This is a genomic window from Ancylobacter mangrovi (assembly GCF_024752335.1).
Taxonomy (GTDB): Bacteria; Pseudomonadota; Alphaproteobacteria; order Rhizobiales; family Xanthobacteraceae; genus Ancylobacter; species Ancylobacter mangrovi.
Window position 1 is genome coordinate 348,845 of record NZ_JANTHY010000003.1, and the last position, 26,899, is coordinate 375,743.

Genomic DNA, 26,899 nt, shown 5'->3' on the forward strand with positions numbered 1-26,899 from the left:
ATGTGAGCGCGACGATGGGCCCTGCCCGAGACGTTTCCGCGCTGAGGCAGCTGCTCGCCGGGCTTGAGGCGGAGCGCCTGCCCGGCGAGGCTTCCTCCTTCACCCTCGGCGCCGCCGGGACCGGCGAGATCGCGCTCGGGCGCGGGACGCTGCACGAGGTGCAGGCGGAGCGGGGCGCGGACCAGCCGACAGCGGCCGGCTTCGCCCTGGCGCTGGCCTTGCGGGCCGGGCAGGCGGCGCACCTGCCCCCCATGCCCGTGTCTCCAGCGCCTCTTCCGCTCGCGGGCTCTGGGCACGCCCCTCCCGTGCCGCTGCGGCCGGGCGCCCGTCCGGTGCTCTGGGTGCGGCAGGACATGGCCGAGGCCGAGCTCGGGCGGCTCGATGCCGCCGGCCTTGCCGGGCTCGGGATCGATCCCGCCGGCCTCGTGCTGGTGCGGGCGCCGGACGCGGCGGCGGCGCTGCGCGCGGGCGAGGACGCGCTGCGCTGTCCCGCGCTCGGGGCCGTGCTGATCGAGATCTGGGGCGCGCCGAAGGTGCTCGACCTCACCGCCACCCGCCGCCTCTGCCTGCGCGCCGCGGCGGCCGGCGTCACCGGCCTGCTGCTGCGCGGGGCGGCGCGGAGCGTTCCCACCGCCGTGGCGACGCGCTGGCGGGTGGCGCCCGTTCCCTCGCTGCCGCTGGAGGGCCACGCCCCCGGCGCCCCGGCCTTCGAGGTGCGCCTGCTGCGCCATCGCGGCGGGCCCGAGGGACGGCCGGTGGAAGGGGGCACATGGAAACTGGAGTGGGACCGTGAGACATGTTCCTTCCGCGACCTCCCCGCGCTACCTCGCGCTGTGGTTCCCGTTCCTGCCGGCGGACCGGTTGGAGCGAAGCCGGCGGGGCGGGAGCGCGCCGTCGCGCCGTTCCGCCGCGCGGGCTGACGGCTTGCCCGCGCCGGCGGCGCTGGTCTTCGTCGAGACGGTGAAGAACGCGCTGCGCCTCGTCGCGGTGGACCGGCAGGCGCGCCGGTGCGGGCTCGCGCCCGGCCTGACGTTGGCGGATGCGCGCGCGCGCATTCCCGACCTCGCCGTGATCGAGCACGACCCGGTGGCGGACGCGGCCTTTCTCGAGGCGATCGCTGACGATTGTGACCGCTGGACGCCGCTGGTCGCACTCGACGGCGCCGACGGGCTGGTGCTCGACATCACCGGCTGCGCGCATCTGTTCGGCGGCGAAGCGATGATGCGCGCGCGCCTTCTCGACCATCTGGAGCGGCGCGGGCTCGGCGCCACGGCGGTCATTGCCGGCACGCCGGAGGCGGCGCGCGCGCTGGCGCGGGCGAGCCGGGGCGGCGTGGTGCCGCCGGGCGGGGAGGCGCGGGCGGTGGCGCCGCTTCCCGTCGCCCTGCTCGGCATCGACGAGACGATCGCGAGCGGGCTCTCCCGGGCCGGGCTGAAGACCATGGGCGACCTCGCCGAGCGGCCCGGCACGCCGCTCGCCGCGCGCTTCGGCGAGGAGCTGCTGGTGCGCCTGCGCCGCACGCTCGGCCATGAGGACGTGCGCATCGTGCCGCGCCGGCCGCTGCCGGCCTGCATCGCCGAGCGCCGCTTCGCCGAGCCGATCGGCCGCGCGGAGGACATAGAGGGCGCGCTGGCCGGGCTGGTCGGGGACCTCGCCCTGATGCTGGAAGCGCGCGGGGAGGGCGGACGGGCCTTCGAGGCCTCGTTCTTCCGGGCCGACGGCGCGGTGCGGCGGCTGAAGGTGGAGACCGCGCGGCCCTCGCGCGACGCGCCCGCGCTGATGCGGCTCTACCGCGAGCGGATCGCGGCGCTGGCGGACCCGATCGATCCCGGCTTCGGCTTCGATCTGGTGCGGCTCGCCGTGCTGCGCGCCGAGTCGCTCACCCCCGCGCAGGTGAGCCTCGACGGGCGCGCGGTCGCGGAGGAGGAGGTCGCGGAGCTGACCGACCGGCTCGCCGTGCGGCTGGGGCGCGAGCGGGTGCTGCGCTTCTCGATGCGCGACACCCACGACCCGGAGCGGGTCAGCGTGCAGGTGCCGGCGGGCGAGCCGGTGCCGCCCATGGCCCGCCCCGAATTCCTGCTGCCGCGCCCGCTCACCCTGTTCGACCCGCCCCAGCCGGTCGAGGCGCTGGCCGAGGTGCCCGACGGGCCGCCGCTGCGCTTCCGCTGGCGGCGCGTGGTGCACGAGGTCACCCGCGCCGAGGGGCCCGAGCGGATCGCCCCGGAATGGTGGCGCGTGCCCGGCGGCGTGCCCGGAGCCCCGCATGCGCGCGAGCTCACGCGCGACTATTTCCGTGTCGAGAACCGCGAGGGGCGGCGCTTCTGGCTGTTCCGCGCCGGCCTTTACGACCGCGAGCCGGCCGCGCCGCGCTGGTTCCTGCACGGCCTGTTCGCGTGAGGCGGCGATGAGCACCCCCTTCTTCGCCGAGATGGTCGCGGCCTCGAACTTCTCCTTCCTGCGCGGGGCCTCGCCGGCGGAGGCGCTGGTGACGCAGGCGCTCGCCCTCGGCCATGCCGGCATCGGCATCGCCGACCGCAACACGGTGGCCGGCGTGGTGCGCGCCTATGCGGCGGTGGAGCGGGCGAAGGAGGTCTATGCCGAGGCGTGGCAGGCCCGGACGGCGGTTCTCGCGCGGCACGCGCAGGCCGCGGAGGCCGGCACCGGCGAACCGGCCGACGGCGCTCCGTCCGAGCCGGCGCAGGCGCTCGGCGAGAGGGAGCAGGATCGGGCACCCGAAGGCTTGGCGCCGGAAGGCCCGGCCTCAGGTGATCCGGCCTCGCAGAGCCCGATATCGAGGAGCCCGGTATCGGCGATTTCGTCCTCGCGGCGTCCGGCACCGGAGGCCCCGCCTCCGCAGGGCCGGGCGCCCGGAAAGGACGCCGGCGCGGCCCTCTCCAGCCCGACCGCCCCGCCGGAAGAAGAGGATGCGCTGGAGCGGGTCGTGCGCACGCTCGCCGGGGAGGCGGCCGAGCGCGGCGCGGCGCCGCAGCTCGCCCTCACCCTCGTCGTCGGCGCGCGGCTGGTCTTCGCCGACGGCACGCCGGATATCGTCGCCCATGCCCAGGACCGCGCCGGCTGGGGACGGCTCACCCGCCTGCTCACGGTCGGCAATCTGCGCGCCGGCATCAAGGGCGAGTGTCATCTCAGGCTCGACGACCTCCTCGCCGATGCGCGCGGCCTCTCGCTGGTCCTGATGCCGCCGCGCCACCTGCCGGCACAGGTAGTCGCCGGGCTTCGCGGGACGCTGGCGAAGCTGCACGAGGCAGCGCCCGGCTCGCTCTGGCTCGGCGCCACCATGGCGCGGCGCGGCGACGACCGCCGGCACCTCGCGGCGCTGAAGGCGCTAGCAGTGCAGGCCGGCGTGCCGCTGATCGCCACCAATGACGCGCTCTACCACCACCCCGACCAGCGCGACCTGCAGGACGTGCTCACCTGCATCCGCGAGGGCGTGACCCTCGAGGCGGCGGGGCGGCTGCTCGAGGCCAATGCCGAGCGCCACCTGAAGCCGCCGGCCGAGATGGCCCGCCTGTTCCGCGAGGCGCCCGAGGCGGTGGAGGAGATACGCGACTTCCTCGCCCGCATCGATTTCTCGCTCGGCGAGCTGCACTACGAATATCCCGAGGAGCCGGTGCCGCCGGGGCGCACGCCGCAGGACTGGCTGGAGGAGGTGACCTGGCGCGGCGCCGCCATGCGCTACCCGGAGGGCGTGCCGCCCAAGGTGGAGACGCAGCTGCACACCGAGCTGGCGCTGATCCGGGAACTGGACTACGCGCCCTATTTCCTCACCATCCGCGACATCGTCGACTTCGCCCAGCGCAACCGCATCCTGTGCCAGGGGCGGGGCTCGGCGGCCAATTCGGCCGTGTGCTACGTGCTCGGCATCACGGCGGTGGACCCCGCCGCCAGCAACCTGCTGTTCTCCCGCTTCATCGCCCGCGAGCGCCGCGAGCCGCCAGACATCGACGTCGATTTCGAGCATGAGCGGCGCGAGGAGGTGATCCAGCACATCTATGAGCGCTACGGGCGCCACCGGGCCGGCATCGCCGCGACCGTGATCTCCTATCGCCCGCGCAGCGCGATCCGCGACGTCGGCAAGGCGCTCGGCCTCACCGAGGACGTGACCGCCCGCCTCGCCGGCACGGTGTGGGGAAGCTGGGGCGACGAGATCAAGGAGAGCCAGGCGCGCGAGGCGGGGCTCGACCCGCGCAATCCGGTGATCGCGCGGGCGATCGGCTTCGCCGTCCGGCTGCTCGGCTTCCCGCGCCACCTCTCCCAGCATGTGGGCGGCTTCGTGCTGACGCGCGGGCGGCTCGACGAGACGGTGCCGATCGGGCCCGCGGCGATGAAGGACCGCACCTTCATCGAATGGGACAAGGACGACATCGACACGCTCGGCCTGATGAAGGTCGACGTGCTCGCGCTCGGCATGCTCACCTGCATCCGCAAGGCGCTCGATTTGATGCGCGATCACGAGGGCATCGAATACGGCCTCGCCGAGGTGCCGAGGGAGCAGGGCGACGTCTACGCCATGCTGCAGAAGGGCGATTCCATCGGCGTGTTCCAGGTGGAAAGCCGGGCGCAGATCAACATGCTGCCGCGCCTCAAGCCTGCGAGCCTCTACGACCTCGTGATCCAGGTCGCGATCGTCCGCCCCGGTCCGATCCAGGGCAACATGGTGCACCCCTATCTGCGCCGGCGCGACGATCTGGAGAAGGTCGACTACCCCTCGCCCGCGCCGCCGAACGACCCGAACGAGCTGCGCGGCGTACTGGAGCGTACGCTCGGCGTGCCGCTGTTCCAGGAACAGGCGATGCAGCTCGCCATGGTGGCGGCCGAGTTCTCCGACGTCGAGGCCAACCAGCTGCGCCGGGCCATGGCGACTTTCCGCCATCTCGGCACCATCGGCCAGTTCCGCAGCATGCTGATCGACCGCATGAGCGCGCGCGGGTACGACCCCGCCTTCGCCGCGCGCTGCTTCGAGCAGATCAAGGGGTTCGGCGAATACGGCTTTCCCGAAAGCCACGCCGCCTCCTTCGCCAAGCTGGTCTACATCTCCGCCTACATCAAATGCCGGCACCCGGCGGCCTTCGCCTGCGCCCTGCTCAACTCCCAGCCCATGGGCTTCTACGCCCCGGCGCAGATCGTGCGCGACGCGCGCGAGCACGGGGTGGAGGTGCGCGCCGCCGACGTGAACCACAGCCTCCACGACAACACGCTGGAGCGCCGGGCGGACGGGAGGCTCGCGCTGCGGCTCGGCTTCCGGCAGGTGGACGGCGTCGGGGAGGAGGCGGCCAAGCGGCTGGTGGAGGCGCGGGCGGCGGTGGGCGGCGGCTTCGGCGACGTGGAGACGCTGGCGCGGCGCTCCGGCCTGCCGGTCGCCATCCTGACGCGGCTCGCCGAGGCGGACGCCTTCCGCTCCATGGGGCTCGACCGGCGGGCGGCCGCCTGGGCGGTGCGGCGGCTGCCGGACGACGCGCCGCTGCCGCTCTTCGCCGCCGCCGATGCGCGCGAGCTCGGCGCGGACGCGGAGGCGCGCCTGCCCGACATGCCGCTGCCCGAGCACATCGCGGTCGACTACCAGACCACGCGGCTCTCGCTGAAGGGCCACCCGATGGGCATGCTGCGGCCGGTCTTCGCCGCCGAGAGGGTACTGTCGAGCGCCGGCGTCGCGTGCGCCCGCGACGGGGCCTATGTGCGGGTGGCGGGGATCGTGCTGGTGCGCCAGCGGCCGGGCAAGGGCAACGCCATCTTCATGACGCTGGAGGACGAGGAGGGCATCGTCAACGTGCTGCTGTGGACCCGCCAGTTCGAACGCTTCCGGGCCGAGGTGATGGGTGCGCGCCTCGCCGTGGTGGAGGGGCGGGTGCAGAAGAGCAAGGAGGGCGTCGTCCACATCATGGGCGAGCGGGTCTTCGACCGTTCCGCCGAGCTCGGCCGGCTGTTCGAGGCGCCCGCGCGCGAGGCGGCCGGAGGGGAGGGGCCGGGGAAGGCCGTCGTTCCCGCCCCGCAGATCGATCCGGGGCGGGACGAGCGGGCGCGGGGGCGGACCGGCGGGCGGCTGAGCGCGGGCCAGGCCGGCCATGGCCACCCGCGCCAGGTGCGGCTGCTGCCGAAATCGCGCGATTTCCATTGAGGCCGTGCGGACCTGCGCCGGGAATGCGGGGCAAGGCAAGGCAAGGCAAGGCAAGGCAAGGGGCATCGGGCCGGCGCGACTTTCGCGTTCGCCTCACACCCGCCGATAGCCGGTGTGGTGCGCGATGCCCCGCGTCCGGCGCTGAGTGTCCGGCGCATGGTGGCGCGGGGCCGGTGGGGGCGCGTCGGCGGAGCGTTGTTTGCAGCCTTATCCCCACGCCCGCTTCGATATTTCCAGAACTTGCCCGGACGCCTTCCTTGGCGCCTCTGTCCGGCGTGCCGTTCCATCTGCTTCTGCTTCGGACCGCGCGAGCTCGCGAAGGCGGCCTCGGGTCCCTCACGCGACGGCCGCGGCATGGTCCGGCCGACCGTCCCGCCGTCGCCGGGTCTGTCGCGCACGCCCGGATCGGTGCTAGGGATCACTCAGACCTGCGGCGCCGCGCGCCGCGCCGCGATCCGAGGGAGACCGCCATGGCCGGCCGCTTCGACGACTGGGAAAAGGACGACAAGGGACATCTGAAGGTCTGGCCGATGCAGGCCTTCACCACCGCGCTGTTCGGCGCCGAGAAGGTGGGGCTGCGCATCGAGATCGGCGCCGCCCCGCTCAAGCCCGGCGATCCGGTGCCGGCGCTGCAGCTCGTGCTCGACCCCGAGCAGGTGCGCCAGCTCGCCCATGCGCTCAACGAGGCCGAGACGCGCCTCGCCGACGCGCATTTCGCCGGGCTGGCCGGCGGCACGAAGCCGGGAACGGCGTAAGCCTTCGGCGACCGCGGCCCGGCGCATCGACGCCCACGCCGCGTCCCCGAACCCAGCCGTGGGATCGCGCTCCGGCCGGCGGGGCTGCCGTCAGCCTTCGAGCCGGCCGTTCGGCGTGTAGGAATCGACCGCCTGCGGCAGCGTGCGCGACAGCCGGGCGAGGAGCTCCTCGCGCGACAGGCCCGTGGCGCGGGCGAGCGTGTCCATCACGTCGGGACCGAGCGCGTGCTCGAGATTGCGGTCGTCGATCGGCTGGTTCTGGCCGTTGCCGACCCATGTATCGGCTTCGCCGTGCCCGGTCTCGCGGAAGCGCTCGAGCAGTTCCCCGAGCCCGTCCTGAACCACGTTGCCGGAGGCCGCCGCGCCGCCGAAAAGACCGCCGAGCAGGCCGCCGAGCCCGCCAAGCCCGCCCAGACCGCCCGTTCCGGCATTCTCCGTCCCGGACGGCGCGGGCGTGCCAAAGGGGCCGGGCTGCGGGCTCGCCCCGCCCTGTCCGCCGGCCGTCGCGCCGCGCATCATCTCCATGATCTTGTCGCGATTCTGGTATCCGGCGACCGCCAGAAGGGCCAGCAGCGCAGTCATCGAGGGAAATCCACGATTGGTCATGACGTTTCCTCCTCGGAAGTGCTCTTATGCGCCAAGGAAACCAACGACGAACGAACAGGTTTCCTTTGCGTCCCACTTTGTCACCACGCTTCGGCGCGACCTATATGGAGACGTTGCATGGGTTTCATCTGGACGATCATCATCGGCTTCGCGGCCGGCATCATCGCGAAGTTCATTATGCCCGGCAACAATGAACCGTCCGGATTCGTCCTGACGACGATCCTCGGCATTGTCGGGGCGTTCGTCGCCACCTGGCTCGGACAGGCGCTCGGCTGGTACGCGCCGGGCGAGGGCGCCGGGCTCATCGGCGCCGTCGTCGGCGCCGTGCTGGTGCTGTTCGTCTACGGCGCGGTGGCCGGACGACGGGCCTGAGACAGCCCGCCGGGCGCAGCGCCTCCGACCGCTACGCCGCCAGATACTGCGCGTCCGCCTGGTCGAGGCGGCGGCGGATCTGGGTGACCAGCAGCGCCTCGTCCGGCGCGCAATTGTCGTAGGTGAGCTGCTCGCCGGCGCGCACCGGCTTCAGCACCCTTGCCTTCTCGGCGAGGCCGAGCGGCAGGGCGAAGCCGTCGCGCGCGTCGCGCCAGCCCATGCAGAAGCCGCGATAGTCGTATTCGCCGATCCTGCCCAGAACGTCGCCGGGCCGCAGGTCGCGCTTGGCGACGGCGATGCACTCGGCTACCGGATGGTCGAGCACCTCCATGTCAGGCCGCCCGCTCATGACCGCCCGCACCGCCGAGAGCGGCACTTCGAGGCTGGTGAGATGGAACGGCCGGATCAGCGCGAAGCAGGGGCCGGGGCCGACCTTGAGGTCCGCCATGCGCTCCAGCACGCGCGGATGGCGCGGCTTGACGATGCAGAACACGCCCGGCGCCACGCCCTTGCCGAGCGTGTAGTCGACCACGCCGGCGCGCGAGAGGATGCCGCCGTCCTCGCGGGTGCACAGCACCTGCGCCAGCGCCTCGCGGTCAGCCGCCGGCCCGTGCATGCCGGGCACGTCCGGCACCAGGCCGGTGGCGTTGGCGAGCGCGGTCATCTCCACCATGGTCTTGGAGCCGTCCACGAACTCGACCAGCATGCGCGGGTTCATGTTGCGCGCCTTCGCCTCCTCGGCGAACTCGTCGGGCACGGCGTCGGGCTTGAAGGCGTTGTTCTTGGCCTTGCCGGCGCAGACGATCTCGAAGCCGAGCGCCTGGGCGAAGCCGATGAGCTCGATGGTCGCGGCCGGCTCGTCGCCCGCCGCGCCGGTCAGCACCACGCCGGCCGAGCGCGCCTCCTGCTTGAGGAAGCGACCGATGGTGATGTCGGCCTCCACGCTCAGCAGAACGACATGCTTGCCGTTGCGGATCGCCTCCAGCGAGACCAGCGTGCCGATATTGGGGCTGCCGGTGGCGTCGATCACCACGTCGATGTTCCCCGCCGCGCACATGGCCCGGTAGTCGTCGGTGAGGGCGATATGGCCGGTCTCGATCGCGCGGTCGATCTGGCTGGGCGAGGAGGCGGACACGACGTCCTCGCGCCGGTGGCCGGCCATCAGCGCCGCGTCGATCGCGGTCTGCGCGTTGAGCTCGGTCACGGCGCCGATGCGCACGCCCGGCATCAGCGCGGCCTGCACGATGAGGTCGGTGCCCATCTGCCCTGCGCCGGCGAGGCCGATGGTGACCGGGCCATGGGCCGCGGTCCACTGTTCGAGCTCGGCGGCGATGCCCGACCGCACGATCCCCTTTGCCCCGAGCATCACTCACACCCTTCCTTCGACCGCGCATCCGCCGGCCCATCCGTGCCGGCGCGACCCGCCGCGAGCATCTGCCCCGCATCGCGTGCCGCGGCCGCGTCACGTCCTTCGGTACTCGACATTGAGGCCAAGGAAAATAGTGCGCTGCGGCAATTCTGCAGTCAGTAATCCGCGCCGACCGCGTCGAGCACGGCGGCCGCGGTCACTTCGTCGGTAATGAAAACGGTGGGGCGCAGCATGCGCAGCCCGGCGATCACCGCCTGCGTCTTGCCCGGCCCGCCGGAGGTGAGGATGCGCTCGGGCGTCGCCTGCAGCGTCTCGATCGGGATCGACATCACGCGCGTATTGACCGGGTGGTCGATGGGCCGCCCCTCGATGTCGATGAAGTTGTAGACCACGTCGCCCACCGCGCCGGCGGCGATGAGCGAGGCCCAGTCGTCCGGCGTGAAGAAGCCGAACCGCATCGAGGTGCTGTCACCCTCCATCTCGCCGACGCTGAGGACAACGGCGTCCATCTCGCGGGCGAGCGAGTAGACCGTGCCGAGGCCGCAGCGCTCGATCAGCGCGCGCTTGGTCTCGACGCTGTCGACGATGGCCGGGGCCGCGATGAGGTGGCAGTCGGCCTGGAACAGGCGCGACAGCTGCCAGGCGAATTCCGACGGGTTGTACTGCTTGGCCTTGGTGATGCCGCCCAGAAGCGAGATCACCGACACGTTGGCGACGTTCTTCTCGTCGATGAAGCCGAGCGCGCGCATCAGCGTGCGGCCCCAGCCGAAGCCGATCTTCATGTCCGGGCGGATCAGGTCGGAGATGAACTGGCCGGTGACCGCGCCGATGGCGCTGGTCGGGTCGGCGAGCGGGCCGGACAGCGGGGCGACGACGGCCTCGCGCAGGCCGAACGCCTTCTGCAGGCCCATCTCCAGCCGGGGCAGCTCGGCGATCTCGCGGCTGAGCGAGATCTTGACCTCGTTCAGCGCCCGCGCATCCGCCAGCAGGCGCACCACGGTGACGCGGCCGATGTCGAGCGCCGAGGCGATGGCGCTCTGCGTCATGCCCTCGACATAGTACATCCACGCCGCCCGCAGCCGCAGCCGGGCCGAACGCCGGCCGGTGGCGCTGAGCTCGCCGTGGATGGGCTCGGCGGGCTCGGCGGGGGTGGAGGCGGCGGTCGCCGGCGCAGCGGGCGCCTCGCGTGCGTCCTTGCCGCGACCATCCTTGCCGGAACCCGGGCGGACGAGGGCATCTGGCTTGGGCGTGGCTCCCCCCGTCATCGGCTTCCTCTTTCCCTCCAAAGACGTAGCGGCAGCGCTCGCATCGGCGATGCTATAGAGGAGCGCACCTGCTTGTTCAAATCGCGGTAGGCCCCATTTGTCAGGGTGGCTTACGCAAAAACCCGCTTGTGGTCATGTCGCGCGCGAGGCACCTTTCCCCCGCAAAGCCGTCTAATCATTACCGGCTGTGCCAACAGGTGAACATGCCCGCCGACGACACACTCAAGCTCGACGATTTCCTCTGCTTCGCGGTCTATTCGGCCAATCACGCCTTCAACCGTGTGTACAAGCCGATGCTGGACCGGCTGGGCCTGACCTATCCCCAATATGTCGCCATGGTGACGCTGTGGGGCGAGGACGGGCTCACGGTCGGGCAGATCGGCGAGAAGATGCTGCTCGAGACCAACACGCTCACGCCGCTGCTCAAGCGGCTGGAGGCGGCCGGGCTGGTGCGCCGCGTGCGCGACGCCACCGACGAGCGGCAGGTGCGCATCCTGCTCACCGAGAAGGGCCGGGAGCTGCGCCGCGAGGCCGTCAACATCCCGCGCGAGATGGGGAGCTGCATCGATCGCGACATGTCCGAGATCGCCGCGCTGACCTCGCAGCTCACCACGGTGCGCGACACGCTGCTCTCGCGCCTCAAATAGCCGCGTCGCTCGCCGCCAGCCCCTTCTGGTGGCCGGCCTCGCCTTCGATGAAGCGCCGGTGCCGGGCGACCTCGCCGGCCAGGAAGTCGAGGAAGGCACGCACGCGCGGCGAATGGCGCAGGTCCGGATGGGTCAGCAGCCACAGATCGGCGGCATAGTCGTCGTCGGGCGGGCCGAGCCGCACCAGGGACGGGCGCGAATCGCCGATCAGGCACGGGATGTGGCCGATGCCGATGCCCGCCTCCACCGCCTCGGCGAGGCCGAGCACGCTGTTGATCTTGTAGCCGACGCGCTCGGGCGCGACATGCTCCTGCACGAACTTGACCGCCTTGAGCGAGCCGAGGCTGTCGCCCAGCGAGACCCAGTTGCGGGCGTCGAGCTGCTCCTGCGTGACCTCGCCCGGCTCGGGGAAGTCCTCGGCCCGGCCGTAGAGCGCCCAGGCGATGCGGGCGACCCGGCGGCCGACGAGGTTCTCCGGCGGATGGTCGGTGGCGCGGATGGCGACGTCCGCGTCGCGCTTGGACAGGTTCAGCGCCTGGTTGGAGAGCACGATGTCGAGCCGCACCTCGGGGTAGCGCTCGCGGAAGCCGGCGAGGATGGGCACCAGTAGATGGATCAGCAGCGAATCGGGCACCGTCACGCGCAATTCGCCCGAGGGGGCGGGCTCGCGGCCGGCCAGCTTGCGCCCGACCGCGGTGATCTCCTCGTCGAGCCGGTTGGCGAGCGCGACCAGCTCCTCGCCGGCCGGGGTGAGGGCGTAGCCGGTGCGGTGGCGCTCGAACAGGATGGCGCCGAGGCTCTCCTCGATCTGCTTCAGCCGGCGGAACACGGTGGAATGGTTGACGCCGATCTGGGCCGCGGCGGCCGGCAGGCCCTTGGCGTCGGCCACGGCCTTGATGAGGCGGAAATCGTCCCAGGCGAGGTTCTTGAAAGGCTCGGCCATCGGCGTCTCCCCGCTCCCGGACCCGCGGGCCCGACCAAGTCTCTGCGATGGCAGTCGAAATCAGCTCCGCAACGATGGGCACCATAGCAGCAGGAGTGAGATTGCGTCAACGCAATTGAATGGGCATTCCATTGCGTCAGTGCCGGATTATCTTCCTCGCCAAGACGAGCGCGGATGTCGCGCTCACCGATCGAAGCGAGCCCCAGGCGGGTTCGCAGGAGGGTTAGACCATGATCCGCAACGGCATCCACCACGTGACCGCGATCGCCGGCAATGCGCGCCGCAACGTCGAGTTCTACACCCGCACGCTGGGCCTGCGCCTCGTCAAGAAGACGGTCAATTTCGACGATCCGGGCACCTATCATTTCTATTACGGCGACGAGGCCGGCTCGCCCGGCACCATCCTCACCTTCTTTCCGTGGGACCATGTGGCGCCGGGACGGCTCGGCATCGGCGAGACGCAGGAGACCGCGTTCCGCGTGCCGGCGGCCTCGATCGGCTACTGGACCCAGCGCTTCGTCGAGAAGGGCGTCTCGCATGAGCCGATCATCCGCCGCTTCGGCGAGAGCGTGCTCGCCTTCCGCGACCCGCACGGCATGCGCCTCGCGCTGATCGGCGTGCCCGGCATCGAGAACGAGCCGGCCTGGATCGGCACCGACGTGCCGGCCGAGCATGCGATCCGCGGCTTCCACGGCGTCAATCTCCTGCTCGCCGAGGCCGCGCCGACCGGCGCCATCCTGACCGACGTGTTCGGCTTCAAGGAAGTCGGCCGCGAGGGCCCGCTGGTGCGCTTCAAGGCCGAGGGCACGGATATCGGCGGCGTCGTCGACATCCACGAGGCCGGCGGTTTCCTGCCCGCCCGCATGGGCGGCGGCTCGGTGCACCACATCGCCTTCCGCGCCGCGGACGACGCGGCCGAGTTCGCCATGGTGAAGAAGCTGAACGAGAACCACGGCATCCGCACCACCGAGCAGAAGGACCGGAACTACTTCCGCTCCATCTACTTCCGCGAGCCCGGCCACGTGCTGTTCGAGATCGCGACCGACATCCCCGGCTTCGCGGCGGACGAGCCGCTGGCGCATCTGGGCGAGGCGCTGAAGCTGCCCGACTTCCTGGAAGGCAGCCGCAGCCAGATCGAGTCGGTGCTTCCCGAGATCGCCTGACATCCCGGCGCCGCCCTCTCGCGGGCGGCGCCTTCCCATCCAGACGAGGAGGCCGTCATGAGCGCGAACGCTCCGCTTTCCTTCGTGCATCGCTTCGAACCCGCCACCGAAGCGGACGCTCCTCCGCTGCTCCTGCTCCACGGCACCGGCGGCGACGAGAACGACCTGATCGGGCTCGGGCGGATGCTCTCGCCCGGCTCGGCGCTGCTCGCCCCGCGCGGCAAGGTGCTGGAAGGCGGCATGCCCCGCTTCTTCCGCCGCCTCGCCGAAGGCGTGTTCGACGAGGAGGACGTGCGCCGGCGCGCGGGCGAGCTCGCCGATTTCGTCCGCGAGGCGCGCGAGACCTATGGCCTTGCCACCCCGGTCGCCGTCGGCTTCTCCAATGGCGCCAACATCGCCGCCGCGACGCTGCTGCTGCGGCCGGGAACGTTTTCCGGGGCGATCCTGCTGCGCGCCATGGTGCCGCTCGCCAATCCCCCCGCGGCAGCGCCCTCGGATACGCGGGTGCTGCTGCTCTCCGGGGCGATGGACCCGATCGTGCCGAGCGAAAACGCCGAGCGGCTCGCCGGCCAGCTCCGGGCGGCCGGCGCGCGTGTCGAGCACCGGCTGCTGCCCGCCGGCCACGGCCTCTCGCAGGCCGATGTGAGCCTCGCCCAAGGGTGGCTCGCCGCCCCGGCGGAAGCGGCGGCATGATCCCTTAGGGAACATGTTGCCGTCATCCGCATTGCTGCCACGGCGCGGCTGCATCACTATCATGCCGCAATGGCAGGCAGTGGAGGCCAATATGCGTTGGGAGGATTTCCGGCGTAGCGACAACGTCGAGGACCGCCGCGGCAGTGGCGGCTTCGGCGGCGGATTTGGCGGGCCCGGCGGGCGCATACCCGGCGGGCGCGGCAGCCTCGGCATTGGCGGGCTGATCATCATCGGCCTGATCGCCTGGGCGACCGGCATCAATCCGGCGGTGCTGATCGGCGGCGCCGATATCCTGATGGGCGGCGGCGACAGCGGCTACAGCCAGCAGCAGTCGCCGGCGCCCTCGGGCAAGCAGGGCGCGCCGAGCGACCAGATCGGCCAGTTCGCCGCTACCGTGCTGGCGCAGACCGAGGATGTGTGGACCGCCGTCTTCAAGGCGCAGGGCGAGACCTACCAGGACCCGGGCATGGTGCTGTTCTCTGGCGCCACCCGCTCGGCCTGCGGCACCGCGCAGTCGGCCATGGGGCCGTTCTACTGCCCGCTGGACCAGAAGGTCTATCTCGACACCTCGTTCTTCCAGGAGATGAAGCAGCGCTTCCGCGCGCCCGGCGACTTCGCCGCCGCCTATGTCATCGCCCATGAGGTCGGCCACCACGTCGAGAACCAGATCGGGCTTCTCGAGAAGGTGCAGGCGCGCCAGCGCCAGGTCTCGCGGTCGGAAGCCAACGCGCTCTCGGTGCGGGTCGAGCTGATGGCCGACTGCCTCGCCGGGGTGTGGGCGCACCATGCCGACCAGCAGTGGCAGATCCTCGAGGAAGGCGATATCGAGGAGGCGCTGAACGCGGCTTCCGCCATCGGCGACGACAAGCTGCAGAAGCAGGCGCAGGGCTATGTGGTGCCCGACAGCTTCACCCATGGCAGCTCGGCGCAGCGGGTGAAGTGGTTCCGCACCGGGCTCGACACCGGCTCGATGGGCAAGTGCAATACGTTCCAGAGCAGTAACTGAACCATGAGTGCCGAATCCGCCGAGAAGATTTTCGTGCCGCTGGCCATCGCGGTGCTGACGATCTCCGACACGCGCGTCCTCGCCGACGACCGCTCCGGCAACACGCTGGTGGAGCGGATCGCGGCGGCGGGCCACAAACTCGCCGACCGGGCCATCGTGCCCGACGATGTCGAGACCATCCGCGTGCGGGTCGCCGGCTGGATCGCCGATGCGGGGGTCGACGTGGTGATCACCACCGGCGGCACCGGCTTCACCGGGCGCGACGTGACGCCCGAAGCGATCGAGCCGCTGTTCGAGAAGCGCATGGAGGGCTTCTCGACCGTGTTCCACATGATCTCGTTCGGCAAGATCGGCACCTCGACCCTGCAGAGCCGGGCGACCGCCGGGGTCGCCAACGCGACCTATATCTTCTGCCTGCCGGGCTCGCCGGGCGCCTGCCGCGACGGCTGGGACGAAATCCTCGTCCACCAGCTCGACATCCGCCACAAGCCCTGCAACTTCGTCGAGATCCTGCCGAGGCTCGACGAGCACCTCAAGCGCGGCAAGCTGCGCGCGCCGGCCTGAGACACGGGCCGGCCGGTCTCAGCTTTCGGGCAGCAGCATCTGCGAGCGCAGGAGCACCATCCGCCCGCGCCCGATCCGCGCCACCAGCCGGCGGGCGGACTGCGCGCCGGCCTCGTGCCCGCCCAGCGCCTCGTAGAAGCGGCGATGGATCAGTAGCCCCTGCTCCGGGCGCGGCCGGCCGGTGAGCGCGTGGCGCGCCACGGCGGCCGCTTCCTTCAGCCGCGGCGCCACGCCGAAACCGTCGAGCGCGAGCCGGAAGGTGGCCGCGCGCCGGTCGGCGGCGCCGATGCGATCGACCTGGTCGGTGAAGGCGCGCACGTCGCGGGCCCAGCCTTCCTGGAGGATGCCTTCCGGCTCCAGGAACAATAGCCACGGACTGCGGGCCGCCGCCGCGCCCTGGCGGTGGCGCGCGCCGGCATCGGCCGGGCCGCGCAGATACTCGCAGCCCGCCGCATCGGCGATTTCGGCGATTTCCGGCGAGGCGCCGGTGTCGACCAGCAGAACCTCGCGCACCACGCCGGCGGCGGCGCCCGGGACCAGCGAGGCGAGCGCGGGGATCAGGAGGCGGTGGGACCCACTCGTGGGAACGACGACCGAGATCACGCTTGGCTGCGGCTCCCTGAAGCGGAAAGGGGGCGGAGGGCGGTGCGGCTGAGGACCCTGCACGCAAAGCGCAAGGCGTTGCCCTGCCTATAGCAGGCGTCCGCGCGCGTGAAGCGGCGTCTTCCGCATTTCGATGTATGTTCTTGATATGTTCTTATGGCTGGACTAAGAATCCGGCATGGAACGCCGCACCGAACTTCTCCCCCGACAAAAGTCGCCGCCGGCGGCGGCGCCGAAGCATCTCGGCCGGCTGGCCGAGGAGCGGCGGGCGATGCGGGAGAAGGAGGAGCGCGCGCAGGCGCGGGACACCTCGACGCTGTCGGAAATGGATGGCGGGCCGGAGCCGGCCGGGCCGTCGGTCGAGGCCGGGCGCCGGCGCGGCCGGGGCGCGCTCTCCAACGCGGCGGGCCGGTTCGAGCCGCAGGCGCGCGAGGCGTTCGACGACGGCTGGCAGAGCCTCGACGAGCTGCCGGTCTTCCGCACCGACGTGACGGTGGAGCGGGCGCGCACCATCATCAACCGCAACGATTCGCCCGATGTCGGCTTCGACCGCTCGATCAATCCCTATCGCGGCTGCGAGCATGGCTGCGTGTACTGCTTCGCCCGCCCGACCCACGCCTATCAGGGCCTGTCGGCCGGGCTCGACTTCGAGACGAGGCTGTTCGCCAAGGCAGACGCGCCCGAATTGCTGGCGAAGGAGCTGGCGAAGCCGGGCTACGAGCCGCGCACCATCGCGCTCGGCATCAATACCGACGCCTACCAGCCGATCGAGCGCGAATGGCGACTGACGCGCCGGATCCTGGAGGTGCTGAGCGATTTCGGCCATCCGGTCGGCATCGTCACCAAGTCCGCGCTGGTGCTGCGCGACCTCGACATCCTCGCGCCGATGGCCGAGCGGGGGCTGGTGAAGGTCGCGCTGTCGGTCACCTCGCTCGACCACAAGCTGGCGCGGGTGATGGAGCCGCGCGCGGCGACGCCGATGCGCCGCCTCGATGCGCTGCGCCGCCTGAGCGAGGCGGGCGTGCCCACCGCCGTGCTGGTGGCGCCGGTCGTGCCGGCGGTGACGGACATGGAGATGGAGCGCATCCTCGACGCCGCCGCCGCCGCCGGCGCGTCGGAGGCGGGCTATGTGATGCTGCGCGTGCCGCTGGAGATCAAGGACCTGTTCAAGGAGTGGCTGCTGGCCCATTTCCCGGATCGCTACCGCCACGTCCTGGCGCAGCTGCGGGAACTGCACGGGGGCAAGGAATATGATTCCACCTTCGGCCATCGCATGACCGGCAGCGGCCCCTATGCCTGGACCATGGCGCGGCGCTTCGAGATCGCGGTGGAGCGGCTCGGCCTGAACCGCCGCCACACGCGCCTGACGACGCGGGCCTTCAACCGCCCGCCACGCAAGGGTGAGCAATTGTCGCTGTTCGGGGAGGATGCATGATCGCGGTGGAGGAATGCGAGAACGGGCCGGAGGACGCGCCGGCCCGGGAACTGACGCGCGAGGCGGTGCGGCGGGGAGGGCGGGAGGTCCCGCCGCTGCGCCTGTCGCTGGTGACGCTTGGCGTGGCGGATCTCGCGCGCGCGGCCGCCTTCTACGAGAAGCTCGGCCTGGCGCGGAAGGTGCGCGAGGCCGGGGGCGTGGTGTTCCTCGAGGCGGGCCCGGTGGTGCTGGCGCTCTATCCGCGCCATGAGCTGGCGACCGATGCCGGCGTCGTCGACGGCCGGCACGGCCAGTTCGGCGGCGTGGCGCTGGCCTGCAACCGGGCGAGCCGGGCCGATGTCGACGCCACGCTCATCCGCGCAGTGGCGGCGGGCGGGCGGGCGCTGCGGCCGGCGCAGGCGACCTTCTGGGGCGGCTATTCCGGCTATGTGGCCGATCCCGACGGCTACCCCTGGGAGATCGCGCACAATCCCGGATTCGGGCTCGACGAGGAGGGCCGGCTGATCCTGCCGGCGTGAGGACGTGCCCTTCGTCGCGATGCCCGCGGGCTTCCCGCGGCATGAAGGCCGCGGGGACGGACTAGCGGAGCCGGCTCGCCTTGGCAGGCAGACGTGGCGGCCGCTTGGGCGGCCGTTCACGCCGCCGCGAACTCTCGCCACGGCGGCCGCCTGGACCGCCGTGGGCTCTCACTGCCGCGGCCGCTCGGATCGCCGCCAGCCCTCGCCGCCGCGCGCTCCTGCCGGCTCAGGCTCTCGCCGCGGCGTTCTTGCCGACTCAGCCTCTCGCCGACCCAGCCTCTCGCCGGCTCAGTTGGCGGTGAGCAGGGGCTCGAGCTCCTTGTCGAGCTCGTCCGGGCTGATCGCGCCGGAAATCTTCTTGCCGTTGATGAAGAAGGTCGGGGTGGCGTCGATGCCGAATTCCTTCGAGCCGCGCTCGGCCACCTGGTCCACCTCGCCGGCCAGCTTCTTGTCGTTGAGGCAGGCGTTGAACTGTTCCTCGGTCATGCCGCCCTGCTTGGCGATGGTGAGCAGCGCCTGCGCCGGGTTGTTGGTGAAGGCCCAGCTCTTCTGGGTCTCGAACAGCGTGTCGACCATCGGGTAGTACTTGTCCGGCCCGGCGCAGCGGGCCAGCATGAAGGCGGCCTTGGCGACGATGTCGAGCGGGAACTCGCGCAGGATGAACTTCACCTTGCCGGTGTCGATGTATTTTTCCTTGAGCACCGGGTAGGTGGTCTCGTGGAAATGCGCGCAGTGACCGCAGGTCATGGAGGCGTATTCGACGATGGTGACCGGCGCGTCGGCCTTGCCGAGCACCAGATCGGGCAGCGCGCCCGGCGCCATCAGCTTGGCCATCTCCACCGTCTGCGCCTCGGCGCTGCTGATGAAGGCGATCTGGCCGGCGCCGAAACTCACCGGACTGGCGATCGTGAACAGGGCGGCCGCGGTGAGGGCGGCGGTCCCCAGCCCTTCGAGGAAGCGACGGCGATCGATCATGGTCGGTCTCCAAAACAGGTGCCGGGGCGATCGGTCGGCCCGGACGGAATGCGCCTACAGGCAGCGCGCGAACATGGCAACGGTGGGGCACCGCTGGTCTTTGTCACCGCTGCGTGAAGTGTCAGCGCCGCGGCCGCATGCGCAAGGGCCGCGATGGGGCCGGCGCCGCCGGCGTGCGGCGGTCGCGCGCGACCAGCGCGCCGAGACGGGCGAGCGCCGCAGCGAGCTCGGGGTCCTCGAACGGGCCCAGCCGGCGGGCGATGTCGGCGCGCGCGGCGGCGTCGGGCTCGGCCGGGCGGGGCGGGCGCGCGGGCCGGTTGGCGACCGGCCCCTGGCGCAGCGCCAGCCGGCCGATGCAGCGCCAGCCGAAATAGCGGTTGACGCGCTCGACCACGACCGGGCCGAGATGCTGGAGCTCGATGGCGTAGCCGCCCTCGACGCGCACATGCAGCACGCCCGGCTCCGGGCTCTCCGGCCGGCTCGGCCAGACCAGCTTGACCGGCAAGGCCCGCGCCGCCATCACGTCGCCGACGATCTCGGCCCAGCGGGTGACGATCTCGACCGAGGCGATGCCGCGCTGGCGGCAGCTCTCGGAGATGGTGGCGTCCACCAGGTCCGCCAGCGGCCGGGGGGCGAAGGATCGGGGCACGTATGAGCCGGGCGGCTTGGGCGGCATGAGGGAAATCCACAGGCGGCGGCCGGCAGGGGCGCGGGGGAAAAGGCGGTTCGGGCGGAATGCCTTGCGGGAACGGCGCCGGGCCGCCACCCTGCCGGGCTTCCATTCCGAGGATCGCATGGCCGACGCCGCCAATCCAGCCCGCCTTCCGTCCGCGCCTTCCACGGCGTCCCGCCTGCCCCCTCCGCCGCTCGCCGCGCTGCTCGCGTGGTACGACCGCCACCGGCGGCGGCTGCCCTGGCGCGCGGCGCCGGGCGAGCGGGCCGACCCGTACCATGTGTTCCTCTCCGAGATCATGCTTCAGCAGACGACCGTGGTGACGGTCGGCCCCTATTACGCGGACTTCCTCGCCCGCTGGCCCGATGTCGGCGCGCTGGCGGGCGCGCGTCTCGAGGAGGTGCTCTCGCGCTGGGCCGGCCTCGGCTATTACGCGAGGGCGCGCAACCTGCACGCCTGCGCCCGCGCCGTGGTCGAGCACCATGGCGGCCGGTTCCCGCAGGAGGAAGCGGCCCTGCTGGCTCTGCCGGGCGTCGGCCCCTACACGGCGGCGGCGATCGCGGCGATCGCGTTCGACCGGCGGGCCGCCCCGGTCGACGGCAATTGGGAGCGCGTGGTCGCGCGGCTTTTCGCGCTCGAGGAGGCGCTGCCGAAAGCGAAGGCGCGCCTCAAAGCGCTGGCCCTGACGCTGCTGCCGCAGGCGCGCTTCGGCGATTTCGCGCAGGCGATGATGGATCTCGGCGCCACCATCTGCACCCCGCGCAAGCCCGCCTGCGCGCTCTGCCCGTGGCGCGAGAACTGCGCCGCCCATGCCGGCGGCACGCCCGAGCGTTATCCGCTGAAGGCCGCCAAGGCGGCGCGCCCGACCAGGCAGGGTGTCGCCTTCCTCGTCGTGCGGGCGGACGGTGCGGTGCTGGTGCGCTCGCGCCCGGCGAAGGGGCTGCTCGGCGGCATGAGCGAGGTGCCCTCGACGCCGTGGGAGACGCAGGCCCTCGCCGATCCGCTGGCGCATGCGCCGCTGACCGCGCAGTGGACGGCGCTGAACGCGCGCGTGAGCCACGTGTTCAGCCATTTCGCGCTCGAGCTCGCGCTCTGGCGCGCCCGCGTGCCGGCGGCCACGCCCGCGCCTTCGGGTCACCGCTGGGTGCCGCGCACGGGCTTCGAGGCCGAGGCCTTTCCGAGCGTCATGGTCAAGGTATTGCAATACATCGACTAATTCTGAGCGGCCGGAATGAACCGGCGGCGTCTCCGCGCGTTGTCCGGCGCGCGTCCCGCACGGGCGGGACTTAGGGAGACGACGAAGATGAGCAGCAGCACGATGGACAAGGCCAAGGGCCACACCAACGAGGCGGTCGGCAACCTCAAGCAGGCGGCCGGCAAGGCGACGGGCTCGAAGAAGCTCCAGGCCGAGGGCAAGGTGCAGGAATTGAAGGGCGAGGGCCAGAAGGTCGTCGGCAAGGCCAAGGATGCGGTCAAGAAGGCCGCCCACTGACACGCCCCGCCTGCCGGGACGGAGAGGCCGCCGCGAGGCGGCCTTTTCCGTTGGCGGGCGCCGAAAGGGGCTCGAGCGCGGTGCGGCTCGTGCCGCTCAGTCCAGCAGCCCGACATGGCCCGGCAGCGCGGCGACGCGCGCGAGCCAGCCGCGGATGGCGGGGAAGGGCGCGAGGTCGTAGCCGCCTTCCTCCGCCGTGTGGGTGTAGGCGTAGAGCGCGATGTCGGCGACGCTGAAGGCGTCGCCCGCTAGCCAGTCCGCGCGCGCCAGGCGCGCCTCCATCACCGCGAGCGCCGCGTTTCCCGCCTCCAGCAGCGCGCCGAGGCGCTCTGGCGTCGCGAGGTGGGCGCGCTCGGCATAGGTGAGCAAGGCACGGCGCACGGCGATCGCCGGCTCGTGGCTGTACTGTTCGAAGAACAGCCATTCATAGGCCTTTGCGCGGTCATAGGCGTCGGCCGGCAGCAGCGCCGTTCCTTCCGCGAGATGCAGCATGATGGCGTTCGATTCGGCGAGGAAGCGCCCGTCGGCGAGCTTCACCGCGGGCACCTTGCCGATCGGGTTCATGGCGAGATAGGCGGGCGTGCGGGTCGAGCCGTCGCGCGAGGAGACGGTGACCCGCTCGAGCGCGCGGCCGGTATGGGCGGCGACGAGCCGGACCTTGTAGCAATTGCCGGAATCGGGCTGCTCGTAGAGGGTGATCATGGCCGCCGTCCCGTTGCTGGCTTCACTCCGCCGCCATCGCCATTTCCGAGCGCACGAGCGCGCGCAGCGAATCGATCGGCCGCAGGCCCTCGCGGGTCTCGATGTGCCAGAAGGTCCAGCCGTTGCAGGCGTCGAGCCCCTGGGCTAAGGCGCCGGCACGGTGGATCGAGCCGACCATGCCGAGCCCCGGCGCGGTCTCCAGCGACAGCGTGCCGTCGGCACGCACCAGCGCCCGGAAGCGGCTCCTGGCGTCGGTGAGCAGGGTGCCGGGCGCGATCAGCCCGCGCTCGATCAGCGCGGCGAAGGCGATGCGCGGCGCCTCGCGGGCGCTGGGCGCGGGCGCGAGCACCGCCTCGGGCAGGCGCTCTACCGCGTCGACCCGCGCGCGGGCGGCCTCGGCATAGGCCTCGTCGCGCTCGATGCCGACGAAGTGCCGGCCGAGCCGCTTGGCGACCGCCGCCGTGGTGCCCGAGCCGAGGAAGGGATCGAGCACGACATCGCCGGGCCGCGAGGAGGCGAGCAGGATGCGCGCGATCAGCGCCTCCGGCTTCTGGGTCGGGTGCAGCTTGCCACCCTCCTCATCCTTCAGCCGCTCGCCGCCCGAGCAGATCGGGAACAGCCAGTCGGAGCGCATCTGCACGTCCTCATTGGCCGCCTTCATGGCCTCGTAATTGAAGGTGTAGCCCTTGCCGCCGGCATCGCGCGCGGCCCAGATCAGCGTCTCGTGGGCGTTGGTGAAGCGCCGCCCGCGGAAGTTCGGCATCGGGTTGGTCTTGCGCCAGACGATGTCGTTGAGGATCCAGAAATCGAGATCCTGCAGCAGGGAGCCGACGCGGAAGATGTTGTGATAGGAGCCGATCACCCACAGCGTGCCGGTCGGCTTCAGCACCCGGCGCACGGCGAGCAGCCAGGCGCGGGTGAAGGCGTCGTAGGCCTTGAAGCTCTCGAACTTGTCCCAGGCGTCGTCGACCGCGTCGACGCGGCTGTCATCGGGCCGCTTCAATTCGCCCTGAAGCTGCAGATTATAGGGCGGGTCGGCGAAGACGAGGTCGACCGAGCGCGCGGGCAGCCGCGACAGCTCGGCGATGCAGTCGCCCCGCAGGATCGAATCGAGGGGAAGGCCGCTATCGAGGCCGGAGGAGCGCGAGGCTCCCGGACGGGAGACCCGGCGGGCCTCCCCATTACGCACCACCAGCTTCATGAACGCTTACCCGACGCTTACAGGACGCTACGGAATTCGTATCCACAATGTCCGTTGGTCAGGGTAAATACCGAGTAAAGGTATCGGGTGAGGATCGCGACATGGCCGACATGCCGCCGCCGGCAACGCCCGCCGATGCCTTTCCCGGGGACGTATCGCCCGACCCGTCGCGCTGGCACGGCGACGGGCTGATCGCCCGCTCCATCCGCTTCGCGCTGACGGTGATGGCGCCGATCACGGCCGGGACGCTGGTGGGCGTCGATACCTGGCTGGTCTACGCCATGGTCACCTCGATCCTGAGCTTCGCCCTCGACACCGGCGGGCCGGCGCCCCAGCGTTTCACCCTCATGGCGGTGGCGGGACTTGTGGTGGTGGCGGGCACCGGGGTCGGGACGCTGGCGGCGGGCCATACCGGCCTGCTGCTCGTCGCCTTTGCGGGAGCGGGGGCGCTCTACGCGCTGGTCGAGAGCATCGATCCGAGCGCGGCGGCGGCGGCGCGCTTCATGTGCCTGACGCTGGCGATCGGCGCCCTCTACGCGCCGCTGGCCGGGCGCGACGTGCTCGTGGTCGCGGCGTTCGCCGCCTATGCCTGGGCGGTCTCCATCGCCTGGGACCTGCTGACCGGCACGCTGCGGCCCTCCACCGCGCCCTCGTTCGCGGAGGTGCTGGCGCGCCTGCGGGCCACCGAGGGGCCGCGCTGGGTGTTCGCGGCCTCGGTTGCGATCGCGGTGCCGCTCGCCCTGATCTGCAGCCTGTCGCTCGGCCTGCACCGCCCCTACTGGGCGCTGATCGCCATCGTGCTGGTGCTGAGGGCCGACGCGCTCTCCAGCCGCCAGCAGATGGGGCAGGTGCTGCTCGGCACGTCGATCGGGGTGGCGCTGGCGCTCGCCTATGGCGCGGTGCTGCCCTCCCATTCCGCGCTGCTGGTCGGCATGGCGGTGGCGGCGCTGATCCGCTGGCCGGCGCAACAGCTCCACGGCGCGCTCGGGACGGCGGCGCTCACCGCCTTCATCATGCTGCTGCTGGAACTGGTGGCCGGCAGCGTCGCCGGCGCCTCGCACGACATCATCGAGCGGCTGGTCGACGTCGCGGTGGGCTGCACGTTCGCGATGGTGGCGCTCGGCCTCGACAGGGTCGGGCGGCACCTGCTCACGCGCTTCGGGCGCTGAGCGTCAGGGCACCATCCACAGCACCGGCAGAACGTGGTGGGCCTGAAGCATCTCGATGCCCTCGGCGAGCGGGATCGAGGCGAGGAAGACGCAGGCGTCGACGAAGGTGCGCACCACGAGGCGGGGGCGGATCTCCAGCGTGTCGACGTTCCGCCACAGGCCGAATTTCGGCAGGAAGCGCGGCACCCGCGCCTTGTAGGAGAGATAGGGTTCGCCGAACGCCTCGGAGAGGAAGCGCTCTTCCTTGCGCACCACCACGGTGAAGACCAGCACCGTGATGATGGCGGCCGCGACCGCCGCCGTGGCGCTGCCGAACTGCGCGCCGGCGCCGGCGGCGCCGATGAAGGAGAAGACGTAGAGCGGGTTGCGGCACACCGAATAGGGGCCGACCTCGACGATGGTCGCCTTCTTGCGCCCGCCGATGTAGAGCGAGCACCAGGTACGCCCGGCGATGGCGACGAGGATCAGCGCGAGGCCGATCGTCTCGATCGTTTCGTGGAGGTTGTTCTCGCCCTCGTCCGGCCACAGCGAATGGCCGAACAGCAGCACGCCGACCGCCGCCGCCCCGAGGATGAAAAGCACCAGCTTGCGCGAACTCTGGACCGCCGCGATGTCGAAGCTGGCCGAGGGGCGAGGCGTGCGTTGTGCGTTGCTCATTGAGGCCTTCCACGGGCGGCGAACGGGATTTATCCCTCCTTCATACCCCGCTCGCGGCTTTTTTCAGGCGCCCGGCGTCATTTCGCCGCGCGCTCGCTCCTCGCCGCCGTCACGCCGGGGCGAGGCGACGGTCGCGCAGGGCGAGCCCGGACAGTACCAGCGCGAAGCCCAGCGCGTGGTAGAGGTGCAGCGATTCGCCGATCAGCCCGACCGCCAGCGCGGCGCCGAACACCGGCATGAGCTGGAGGAACTGGCCGGCCCGAGTGGGCCCCAGCACGGCGACGCCGCGCGCCCAGAGCACGAAGCCGAAGGTCGGCAGGCTGCCGACATAGAGGATGAGCATCGTCGTGGTGCCGGCCGCCTCGCCGTCGAAGCCGCGCTGCGCGATCTCCCAGGCGGCGACCGGGGCGAGGGCGAGCAGGCCGAAGGGGATGCTGGCGGCGAGCGCGGCGGCCGGCGACAGCGTGGAAGGGAAGCGCTTCAGCAGCACGGCATAGAGCGCGAAGGCGGAGATGCCGAGGAACAGCAGCATGTCGCCGCCGCGCAGATCCATGCCGATCAGGTTGCCGATGTCGCCGCGCGCCACGATCAGCGCCACGCCGGCGGTGGAGAGGGCGAGGGCGAGGCGCGAGCGCGTGCTGGTGCGCTCGCCGAGGATCAGCCAGCCGAAGAGGCCGACCACGATGGGCGCGGCCGAGCCGATGATCGAGCCGTTGACCAGCGTGGTGCGGGCGAGGCCGGCATAGATCAGCACGGTGAAGACGGCGATGTTGAGCACGCCCGAGGCGGCCCAGAGCGGCCAGAGGCGGGCGATCTCGCCCCGCTTCTGCGCCAGCTCGCGCCAGGTGAAGGGCAGGAGCAGCGCGAAGGCGAGCGCCCAACGCAGGGCCGAGAAGGTCGCGGGCGAGACGACGTCGGCGGCGAGATGGCCGGCGAAGAAGTTGCCCGACCAGAGCAGCGCGGCCCCGGTGAGGGCGAGCGCGGCGAAGGTCGCGGGCGAACCGGCGAGACCGGCGCGGGCGCTGCCGGCGGTACGCGAAACCAACGGATTCAACGTGTCTGCCACGAATGCCATGACGCGTCTCCCAGGGTCCGAAGGACAGGCGCTGCCGGTAGGGCATCGCCGCATTGCCGATATAGGTCAGTGTAGTTGACCCAATGCGGCATGTCCTTGCGTTGTTGGTCGCGCGTCCGCGCTATGGCGGCAGATTCTGCCGCTCAGGGCCGCTTTCCTGGGCTTCGCGTTCCATTGCCCTCTTTTTCGGCAGCCAAATCCGCCGCGAGAGGGGTGGGGCGCAGATGCTCGAGCGGCAGCCGGCCGCTCTCCTTCACCCGCTTGAGCGCGAGTGAGGAGCGCACGCCGCGCACGCCGGGCAGGCCCATGAGGATGTCGTGGGCGAAGCGGGCGAAGCCTTCCAGATCCTCGCACACCACCTGGAGCAGGTAGTCGCTGTCGCCGGTCGCGCTGTAGCAGGCGATCACCTGCGGCAGCGCCATCACCGCGGCCTCGAAATCGTTGGCCGCCTCCTCGACCTGCCGTTCCAGATGGACCTGGATGAAGGCCAGCACGCCGAGCCCGAGCCGGCTGGCGTCGAGCCGGGCCTGGTAGCGCGCGATCAGGCCCTCCTCCTCCAGCCGCCGCGTGCGCCGCAGGCACGGGGAGGGCGAAAGGCCGATGCGCTCGGACAGCTCGGCGTTGGTGAGCCGGCCATCCTCCTGAAGCTCGCGCAGGATGCGCAGATCGAACATGTCGAGCGCAGGCGGACGCATGTTCTGCCTCCTGATGCCGGTTTCGAAGCAGGATCGGTCGTTCGCAAGGAGAATGCGGGCAGGGCGTGCCGCGTGGCAATTAGGCTTTGGTCAGAAGCGCTGTCCGATCTGCCGCGAGCCCGCTCGCCGGAAAGGACGATCGGGCCGGAAAGAAGCGGTCAGGAACGCAACATCTCGTGGATCGCGCG

27 protein-coding genes are annotated in these 26,899 nt (G+C 71.5%); 15 read left to right on the forward strand and 12 right to left on the reverse strand.

Annotated elements, in window-relative coordinates:
* The first annotated feature begins 14 nt into the window (after window positions 1–14).
* From NVS83_RS11315 to NVS83_RS11330, 4 genes are all read left to right on the forward strand, one after another.
* Complete coding sequence (locus NVS83_RS11315) at window positions 15–920, forward strand: ImuA family protein (RefSeq protein ID WP_258739397.1); 906 nt, start codon at window positions 15–17, stop codon at window positions 918–920.
* A 4-nt stretch (window positions 921–924) separates the two neighbouring features.
* Window positions 925–2,397, forward strand: a complete 1,473-nt coding sequence (locus tag NVS83_RS11320; RefSeq protein ID WP_258739398.1) for a Y-family DNA polymerase — start codon at window positions 925–927, stop codon at window positions 2,395–2,397.
* A 7-nt stretch (window positions 2,398–2,404) separates the two neighbouring features.
* Complete coding sequence (locus NVS83_RS11325) at window positions 2,405–6,133, forward strand: error-prone DNA polymerase (RefSeq protein ID WP_258739399.1); 3,729 nt, start codon at window positions 2,405–2,407, stop codon at window positions 6,131–6,133.
* 470 nt (window positions 6,134–6,603) lie between these two features.
* Window positions 6,604–6,888 (forward strand): hypothetical protein, encoded by a 285-nt coding sequence (locus tag NVS83_RS11330; protein ID WP_258739400.1) that lies wholly within the window; start codon window positions 6,604–6,606, stop codon window positions 6,886–6,888.
* 90 nt (window positions 6,889–6,978) lie between these two features.
* On the opposite strand, the gene NVS83_RS11335 is transcribed toward NVS83_RS11330, so the two are convergent.
* Complete coding sequence (locus tag NVS83_RS11335; protein WP_258739401.1) at window positions 6,979–7,494, reverse strand: YidB family protein; 516 nt, start codon at window positions 7,492–7,494, stop codon at window positions 6,979–6,981.
* Between the two features lie 117 nt (window positions 7,495–7,611).
* Here NVS83_RS11335 and NVS83_RS11340 point away from each other — a divergent pair, with 117 nt between their 5' ends.
* Window positions 7,612–7,866 (forward strand): GlsB/YeaQ/YmgE family stress response membrane protein, encoded by a 255-nt coding sequence (locus NVS83_RS11340; protein WP_258732456.1) that lies wholly within the window; start codon window positions 7,612–7,614, stop codon window positions 7,864–7,866.
* Window positions 7,867–7,897: 31 nt separating this feature from the next.
* Here the strand turns inward: NVS83_RS11340 and NVS83_RS11345 are convergent, their stop codons facing one another.
* Both NVS83_RS11345 and NVS83_RS11350 read right to left on the reverse strand, forming a co-directional pair.
* The gene (locus NVS83_RS11345) at window positions 7,898–9,232 is read right to left on the reverse strand and encodes an NAD(P)H-dependent oxidoreductase (protein ID WP_258732711.1); all 1,335 of its coding nucleotides are present in this window, start codon (window positions 9,230–9,232) and stop codon (window positions 7,898–7,900) included.
* A 158-nt stretch (window positions 9,233–9,390) separates the two neighbouring features.
* Window positions 9,391–10,500 (reverse strand): sugar-binding transcriptional regulator, encoded by a 1,110-nt coding sequence (locus tag NVS83_RS11350; protein ID WP_258739402.1) that lies wholly within the window; start codon window positions 10,498–10,500, stop codon window positions 9,391–9,393.
* Between the two features lie 203 nt (window positions 10,501–10,703).
* Between NVS83_RS11350 and NVS83_RS11355 the strand changes: the two genes are divergently transcribed.
* A complete protein-coding gene (locus tag NVS83_RS11355; RefSeq protein WP_258732458.1) occupies window positions 10,704–11,147 on the forward strand; it encodes a MarR family winged helix-turn-helix transcriptional regulator in 444 nt (147 codons plus the stop codon).
* On the opposite strand, the gene NVS83_RS11360 is transcribed toward NVS83_RS11355, so the two are convergent.
* Complete coding sequence (locus tag NVS83_RS11360; RefSeq protein ID WP_258732459.1) at window positions 11,140–12,090, reverse strand: LysR family transcriptional regulator; 951 nt, start codon at window positions 12,088–12,090, stop codon at window positions 11,140–11,142. The genes NVS83_RS11355 and NVS83_RS11360 overlap by 8 nt on opposite strands.
* A 230-nt stretch (window positions 12,091–12,320) precedes the next feature.
* Here NVS83_RS11360 and NVS83_RS11365 point away from each other — a divergent pair, with 230 nt between their 5' ends.
* The 4 genes from NVS83_RS11365 to moaB all read left to right on the forward strand — a co-directional run bounded on the left by NVS83_RS11365 (window position 12,321) and on the right by moaB (window position 15,516).
* A complete protein-coding gene (locus tag NVS83_RS11365) occupies window positions 12,321–13,253 on the forward strand; it encodes a ring-cleaving dioxygenase (protein ID WP_258739403.1) in 933 nt (310 codons plus the stop codon).
* 57 nt (window positions 13,254–13,310) lie between these two features.
* A complete protein-coding gene (locus NVS83_RS11370) occupies window positions 13,311–13,946 on the forward strand; it encodes an alpha/beta hydrolase (protein ID WP_258739404.1) in 636 nt (211 codons plus the stop codon).
* Window positions 13,947–14,037: 91 nt separating this feature from the next.
* Window positions 14,038–14,952: a KPN_02809 family neutral zinc metallopeptidase gene (gene ypfJ / locus NVS83_RS11375; protein ID WP_258739405.1), complete on the forward strand. Its 915-nt coding sequence runs from the start codon at window positions 14,038–14,040 to the stop codon at window positions 14,950–14,952.
* Window positions 14,953–14,955: 3 nt separating this feature from the next.
* Complete coding sequence (gene moaB / locus NVS83_RS11380) at window positions 14,956–15,516, forward strand: molybdenum cofactor biosynthesis protein B (protein WP_258739406.1); 561 nt, start codon at window positions 14,956–14,958, stop codon at window positions 15,514–15,516.
* An 18-nt stretch (window positions 15,517–15,534) separates the two neighbouring features.
* On the opposite strand, the gene NVS83_RS11385 is transcribed toward moaB, so the two are convergent.
* The gene (locus NVS83_RS11385) at window positions 15,535–16,119 is read right to left on the reverse strand and encodes a glycosyltransferase family protein (RefSeq protein WP_258739407.1); all 585 of its coding nucleotides are present in this window, start codon (window positions 16,117–16,119) and stop codon (window positions 15,535–15,537) included.
* A gap of 325 nt (window positions 16,120–16,444) precedes the next feature.
* Here NVS83_RS11385 and NVS83_RS11390 point away from each other — a divergent pair, with 325 nt between their 5' ends.
* Complete coding sequence (locus NVS83_RS11390; RefSeq protein WP_258739751.1) at window positions 16,445–17,554, forward strand: PA0069 family radical SAM protein; 1,110 nt, start codon at window positions 16,445–16,447, stop codon at window positions 17,552–17,554.
* On the forward strand, window positions 17,551–18,072 hold the full coding sequence (locus NVS83_RS11395; RefSeq protein ID WP_258739408.1) for a VOC family protein: 522 nt from the start codon (window positions 17,551–17,553) through the stop codon (window positions 18,070–18,072). Before NVS83_RS11390 ends, NVS83_RS11395 begins: the two co-directional genes overlap by 4 nt.
* 288 nt (window positions 18,073–18,360) lie before the next feature.
* On the opposite strand, the gene NVS83_RS11400 is transcribed toward NVS83_RS11395, so the two are convergent.
* Both NVS83_RS11400 and NVS83_RS11405 read right to left on the reverse strand, forming a co-directional pair.
* Window positions 18,361–19,047 (reverse strand): DsbA family protein, encoded by a 687-nt coding sequence (locus NVS83_RS11400; protein ID WP_258739409.1) that lies wholly within the window; start codon window positions 19,045–19,047, stop codon window positions 18,361–18,363.
* A 121-nt stretch (window positions 19,048–19,168) separates the two neighbouring features.
* Window positions 19,169–19,723 carry a DUF721 domain-containing protein gene (locus tag NVS83_RS11405; protein ID WP_258739410.1) on the reverse strand — a complete coding sequence of 185 codons (555 nt, stop codon included), beginning with the start codon at window positions 19,721–19,723 and terminating at the stop codon, window positions 19,169–19,171.
* A 118-nt stretch (window positions 19,724–19,841) separates the two neighbouring features.
* Between NVS83_RS11405 and mutY the strand changes: the two genes are divergently transcribed.
* Together mutY and NVS83_RS11415 are read left to right on the forward strand one after the other, a co-directional pair.
* Window positions 19,842–20,936, forward strand: coding sequence for an A/G-specific adenine glycosylase (mutY, locus tag NVS83_RS11410; RefSeq protein ID WP_258739411.1), 1,095 nt, complete (start codon window positions 19,842–19,844; stop codon window positions 20,934–20,936).
* An 87-nt stretch (window positions 20,937–21,023) separates the two neighbouring features.
* The gene (locus NVS83_RS11415) at window positions 21,024–21,212 is read left to right on the forward strand and encodes a CsbD family protein (protein ID WP_258739412.1); all 189 of its coding nucleotides are present in this window, start codon (window positions 21,024–21,026) and stop codon (window positions 21,210–21,212) included.
* Between the two features lie 96 nt (window positions 21,213–21,308).
* Here NVS83_RS11415 and NVS83_RS11420 read toward each other — a convergent pair whose 3' ends face one another.
* Complete coding sequence (locus NVS83_RS11420; RefSeq protein WP_258739413.1) at window positions 21,309–21,914, reverse strand: glutathione S-transferase family protein; 606 nt, start codon at window positions 21,912–21,914, stop codon at window positions 21,309–21,311.
* A gap of 22 nt (window positions 21,915–21,936) precedes the next feature.
* A complete protein-coding gene (locus NVS83_RS11425; protein WP_258739414.1) occupies window positions 21,937–23,115 on the reverse strand; it encodes a site-specific DNA-methyltransferase in 1,179 nt (392 codons plus the stop codon).
* A 101-nt stretch (window positions 23,116–23,216) separates the two neighbouring features.
* Between NVS83_RS11425 and NVS83_RS11430 the strand changes: the two genes are divergently transcribed.
* A complete protein-coding gene (locus NVS83_RS11430) occupies window positions 23,217–24,284 on the forward strand; it encodes an FUSC family protein (RefSeq protein WP_258739415.1) in 1,068 nt (355 codons plus the stop codon).
* A gap of 3 nt (window positions 24,285–24,287) precedes the next feature.
* On the opposite strand, the gene NVS83_RS11435 is transcribed toward NVS83_RS11430, so the two are convergent.
* The 3 genes from NVS83_RS11435 to NVS83_RS11445 all read right to left on the reverse strand — a co-directional run bounded on the left by NVS83_RS11435 (window position 24,288) and on the right by NVS83_RS11445 (window position 26,711).
* Window positions 24,288–24,941, reverse strand: a complete 654-nt coding sequence (locus tag NVS83_RS11435) for a methyltransferase family protein (RefSeq protein ID WP_258739416.1) — start codon at window positions 24,939–24,941, stop codon at window positions 24,288–24,290.
* 109 nt (window positions 24,942–25,050) lie between these two features.
* A complete protein-coding gene (locus tag NVS83_RS11440; protein WP_258739417.1) occupies window positions 25,051–26,016 on the reverse strand; it encodes a DMT family transporter in 966 nt (321 codons plus the stop codon).
* A 143-nt stretch (window positions 26,017–26,159) separates the two neighbouring features.
* Entirely contained in the window at window positions 26,160–26,711 is a 552-nt protein-coding gene (locus tag NVS83_RS11445; RefSeq protein WP_258739418.1) for an Lrp/AsnC family transcriptional regulator, read from the reverse strand.
* Between the last annotated feature and the right edge of the window lie 188 nt (window positions 26,712–26,899).